The 587-nt window shown below is 48.4% G+C and carries 1 protein-coding gene; it reads right to left on the reverse strand.

The features are described 5' to 3' along the window. Positions 1-428: 428 nt before the first annotated feature. Positions 429-572, reverse strand: a complete 144-nt coding sequence (locus tag RINTHH_RS10790) for a hypothetical protein (RefSeq protein ID WP_155943930.1) — start codon at positions 570-572, stop codon at positions 429-431. Between the last annotated feature and the right edge of the window lie 15 nt (positions 573-587).

Here is a 587-nt window from a genome sequence, read left to right on the forward strand (position 1 = left end):
GGTCTGATACAACACCTCGAGGTTCAGGGTTGTCAGTCCATCCCAAGCGTAGTCCTGAATAGTCAGTATCACTACTGAGGAGATATGAGTCAGAATCCACCTCGTGGGACTCAATCTCTCGCTCCATCCTCGCCGCCAAAGAAAGTGCTTTCTTTCCATGCGACGTGGCTGGGTACATTTGGAAACGACCTGCGAAGAACGCAGACTCGTCGTTGTCGGTGATGTCATCAACAGGACGTACACCGATTCCAATACCGTTGAGAACAACGGAACGTGTCATTGAAACCTGACGCCCCAGTATATCTGAGGCGATATGACTCAGGTCAATGAGAAATTGAAATGCCGGGTTGAAAACCGAGTCATTATCAATATCAATATCGCCATTGAGAGGCTCACTCTCAATCCATACGGCTCCTTGATTATCTGCATTAGGTCTCACACGGCGGGATACTACAATTCTTCGACTTGCCATATCCTACGCCTGGACCTGGCGGTTCATAATTTTTAGGGTTCCCTAAAACTGTTAACACCGCCCTAGTGTTAACAGGCGCAATCGTGTGACTGCGCTCCATCTGTTAACTGTTACG

The organism is Richelia intracellularis HH01 (genome assembly GCF_000350105.1).
GTDB lineage: Bacteria > Cyanobacteriota > Cyanobacteriia > Cyanobacteriales > Nostocaceae > Richelia > Richelia intracellularis.

Coding starts and splice junctions, on each gene's coding strand:
- RINTHH_RS10790 (WP_155943930.1), bottom strand. CDS start 572: ATGGAGCGCAGTCACACGATTGCGCCTGTTAACACTAGGGCGGTGTTA.